Genomic DNA, 4,208 nt, shown 5'->3' on the forward strand with positions numbered 1-4,208 from the left:
GAGGGGGTCCCCGCGGCGATCCGGCTCCAGCCGCTGTCCAGGACGACGTGGCCGCCGGGGCGCAGGACCGTGAGGGCGGCCCGCAGTTCGGCGTCCGGGGTGTCGGCCGGGGGGCGCAGGACGGTGACGACGTCGTAGCGGGAGCGGAGACGGTCCGTCAGTCCCGGGGTGGTGAGCCGGCCGCGGTACGCCTCCTCGATCCGCTCCGCCGCCAGGGCCCGCTCCAGGCCGTCCGTCGGGTCGAGGCCGTCGAAGCTCGTGTAGGGGAAGTGCTTCCTGGCCGCCTCGGGGAAGCGGCCGTCGCCCGTGTCCACGTCCAGCCAGCTCTCCGGCTCCGGCAGCGCGGACAGGGCGCGGGCGGTGAGCCGGTGGAGGAGCTGCTCCAGATGACGTTCGTGGAAGGTCGGCATGGACGGGCGACTCCCTGTGCGACATTTCGCTGCAAAACGGAACGTATGGGATGCCGATCCCGGGTGCAACGACATCGGGCCGATGTGGCGCCGGGACGTTCGCCTCCGGGCGGTACTGTTCGGCGAATGAGCGTGCTTAATCTGGACGACTTCACCGATCTGATCGAGCGCCCGGACGGGGGCGTGCGCCGCGACGCCGAGGCCCGGCGGGAGCGCCAGATCGTGCCGCCCGGGGCGCTGGGGCGCCTGGACGAGCTGGGCGAGTGGCTCTCCGCCGCGCAGAACGCCGTACCGGTACGGCCCGTCGAACGGCCCCGGCTGATCCTCTTCGCCGGCGACCACGGCATCGCCGCTCTGGACGTCTCGGCGCGGCCCGCGGGCGGCGCGCGGCACCTGGTGCGGGACGTGCTGGAGGGCGCGAGCCCCGCCGCGGTGCTCGCCCGCCGGCTCCAGGTGCCGGTGCGGATCGTGGACATGGCCCTGGACTGCGACCCGGACGCCTTCCCCGCGGAGGTCACCCGGCACCGGGTGCGACGCGGCAGCGGCCGTATCGACATCGAGGACGCGCTCACCCTGGACGAGGCGGAGGCCGCGGTGCGGGCGGGCATGGCCGTGGCCGACGAGGAGGCCGACTCCGGTACCGACCTGGTGGTGCTCGGCGACGTCAGCGTGGGCGGGACCACGGCGGCCGCGGTGCTGGTCGCGGCGCTGTGCGGGACCGACGCCTCCGTGGTGACCGGGCGGGGCGGGCACCCGATCGACGACCTGACGTGGATGCGCAAGTGCGCGGCGATCCGGGACGCGCTGCGCCGGGCGCGGCCGGTGCTCGGCGACCAGTTGCAGCTGCTGGCCACCGTGGGCGGGGCGGACCTGGCGGCGATGACCGGGTTCCTGCTCCAGTGCGCGGTGCGCAAGCTGCCGGTGATCCTGGACGGGGTGGTGGCCGCCGCGTGCGCGCTGGTCGCGCAGCGGGTCGCCTTCCGGGCGCCGGACTGGTGGCTGGCCGGGCACGACAGCGGGGAGCCGGGCCAGGCGAAGGCGCTGGACCGGATGGCGATGGAGCCGCTGCTGACGCAGGGCGTGAAGGCCGGCGAGGGGCTGGGCGCGCTGCTGGCCCTGCCGCTGGTCCAGGCCGCGGCGGCGCTGGCGGCGGAGCTGCCGGAGAAGCCGGAGAAGCCGGACGCCGAGGACGGGAAGGAAGCGGGCGACGAGGCGGAGCCGGACGCCGCCGGGCGGCGGGAGGAGTCCGCGGAGTAGGGCACGCCGCACCCCCGCTCGACCGGCCGCATCCACGAGCACGTCCCCGGATGAGTCCGGTTCACCACGACGGCACCCATAAGATCTTCTTCATGGGAGATGCCCGGATTGCCGTTTCGCGACGCGTGGAGGCGGGTGGTTCGGCCGAGGAAGGGCGGCGGGGCGGCGGGGCGTCCCGGCGGGCCGCCGCCTTCGCCGTCTGGTACCTGCGCGCGGTCGCCTTCGTCAACTTCCTCACCGCGGTGTGGGTCTCGCTCTACCAGGACGTGCGCCGGCACAACCAGGACGACTTCTTCACGCCGTACCTGCTGACCGCCGGCTTCGCCTCCGGGGTGTTCACCACGTTCCTGGCGATCACGATGCGGCGCCGCAAGCGCGCCGCGTGGATCCTCAACCTGGTGCTCAGCGGCGCCTTCCTCGCGCTGTTCGCGTTCGCCATGGCGTTCCCGGAGATCCACCGGTACGCGCAGAACTGGGTCTCGCTGGCGCTGACGGCCGCGTTCGTCGGGTCGCTGCTCGTGGGGCGGCGGGAGTTCTACGCCAAGGGCGACCGCTCCAACCCCCGGCTCGCGGCCACGGTCGCCGCCGGCGGGGGCCTGGCCGCCTCGCTGCTGGCCGGGCTGCTGGTGACGGTCACCAACGAGGCGCCGGACGCGGCCCGTTCGACCTTCCTGGAGCGCTGGCACTTCGGCGCCCTGCGGCTGGTCTCGGTCTCCGCCGACGAGCACCACTTCCCCGGCATCGCCCCGCCCAACTGGGCCAATGTCGCGATCAACGTGCTCAGCACGGCCCTGGTGCTCGCCGTCTTCTACGCCGCCTTCCGCTCCCGGCGGGCCGTGGACCCGCTCACCGCGGACGACGAGAAGCGGCTGCGGGCGCTGCTGGAGCGGCACGGCGAGCGGGACTCGCTCGGCTACTTCGCGCTGCGCCGGGAGAAGAGCGTGGTGTGGTCGCCGACCGGCAAGGCGGCCGTCGCCTACCGGGTCGTCGGCGGGGTGAGCCTCGCCTCGGGGGACCCGCTGGGCGATCCGGAGGCCTGGCCCGGGGCGATCGTGCCGTGGCTCGCGAAGACGCGGGCGCACGGCTGGATCCCGGCGGTGATGGGGGCGAGCGAGGAGGCGGGCACCGTGTACGCCCGGCACGGGCTGAACGCGCTGGAGCTCGGGGACGAGGCGATCGTGGAGGTCGCCGACTTCACCCTGGAGGGGCGGGCGATGCGCACCGTGCGGCAGGCCTACAACCGGGTGAAGCGCGCGGGGTACGAGGTGCGCGTGCGGCGCCACGAGGACATCCCGGCGCACGAGATGGCGCTGCTCGTCGAACGCGCGGACGACTGGCGGGACGGCGCGACCGAGCGCGGGTTCAGCATGGCGCTCGGCCGGCTCGGGGACCCCGAGGACGGGCGCTGCGTGATGCTGGAGTGCACGGACGCGGGGGGCCGGCCGCGGGCGCTGCTGTCGTTCGTGCCCTGGGGCCCGAAGGGGCTGTCGCTGGATCTGATGCGGCGCGACCGGGACGCCGAGAACGGGCTGATGGAGTTCATGGTCATCGAACTGCTGCGGCGCTCCGCGGAGATCGGGATCACCCAGGTCTCGCTGAACTTCGCGATGTTCCGCTCGGTCTTCGAACGGGGCGCGCGCCTGGGCGCCGGCCCGGTGCTCAGGCTGTGGCGGTCGCTGCTCAGCTTCTTCTCCCGCTGGTGGCAGATCGAGTCGCTGTACCGCGCCAACGCCAAGTACCGGCCCATCTGGGAGCCGCGGTTCCTGCTCTTCGAGAAGAGCGCGGACCTGCCGCGCATCGGCCTCGCCTCGGCCCGCGCGGAGGGCTTCCTGGAGGCGCCGGGGCTGCCCAAGTGGCTGCACCGCAGGCAGCTGGGCGGCCGTCGATGACCGTACCGGGGTAGGGAAGACCGCATGGGATCGTTCGCCCGCTGGGCCCGCGCCGAGTGGGGACCGCTGTACGGCACCGTACGCGGGCCCCTGCCGAGGCCGCGCCCGCGGGCGATGCCGGTGACCGCCGCGGCGGTGTTCCTGACGGCGCTGCTCCAGTTCGTGCAGAACCGGCCGTGGGGTTTCCGGCTGGTGCAGAACCTCGGCGCGGTGCGGGCCGAGGACCCGCTGTGGCTGGGGCTGCTGCGCACCCCGCTGTCGCTGTTCGTGCCGGCCCTCGACCTGCCGGTGTGGGGCGCGCTGGCGCAGGTCCTGCTGGTCTTCGGGATCGCCGAGCTGTGCCTGGGCTGGTGGCGGACGCTGGTCGTCGCCTACCTCGCCACGCTCGCCGGGACGCTGTACGCGCGCATCGGCATCACGCTCGGCGCGCACGCCCCGTTCGGGCTGCCGTGGACGGACGCGCAGGTGGTGGACACCGGCCCGTCGGCGGCCGTGGTGGGCCTCGCGGTGTTCGTGGCCTGGCGCCACGGCGCCTACCACACGGCGGGCGCGGTGACCGTGGCGATGGTGGCCGAGGTGCTGCTGAAGGAGAACCTGGCCGGCAAGGAGCATCTGGCCGCGCTGATGGCCGTGGGATCGCTGTGCCTGGCGA

The 4,208-nt window shown here is 74.2% G+C and carries 4 protein-coding genes; 3 read left to right on the plus strand and 1 reads right to left on the minus strand.

What is annotated here, in order from left to right:
- A partial coding sequence (locus FRZ03_RS31910) for a class I SAM-dependent methyltransferase (protein WP_222443428.1) occupies positions 1 to 410 on the minus strand: 410 nt, incomplete at its 3' end.
- 126 nt (positions 411 to 536) lie between these two features.
- Here FRZ03_RS31910 and cobT point away from each other — a divergent pair.
- The 3 genes from cobT to FRZ03_RS39530 form a co-directional block, all read left to right on the plus strand.
- Positions 537 to 1,667, plus strand: a complete 1,131-nt coding sequence (cobT, locus tag FRZ03_RS31915; RefSeq protein ID WP_146468559.1) for a nicotinate-nucleotide--dimethylbenzimidazole phosphoribosyltransferase — start codon at positions 537 to 539, stop codon at positions 1,665 to 1,667.
- Positions 1,668 to 1,759: 92 nt separating this feature from the next.
- On the plus strand, positions 1,760 to 3,556 hold the full coding sequence (locus FRZ03_RS31920) for a phosphatidylglycerol lysyltransferase domain-containing protein (RefSeq protein ID WP_261399426.1): 1,797 nt from the start codon (positions 1,760 to 1,762) through the stop codon (positions 3,554 to 3,556).
- A gap of 24 nt (positions 3,557 to 3,580) precedes the next feature.
- Positions 3,581 to 4,208: hypothetical protein (locus FRZ03_RS39530; protein WP_186785730.1), on the plus strand; the 628-nt coding region annotated here is incomplete at its 3' end.

It is taken from the genome of Streptomyces misionensis, from assembly GCF_007896895.1.
GTDB classification, from domain to species: domain Bacteria; phylum Actinomycetota; class Actinomycetes; order Streptomycetales; family Streptomycetaceae; genus Streptomyces; species Streptomyces misionensis_A.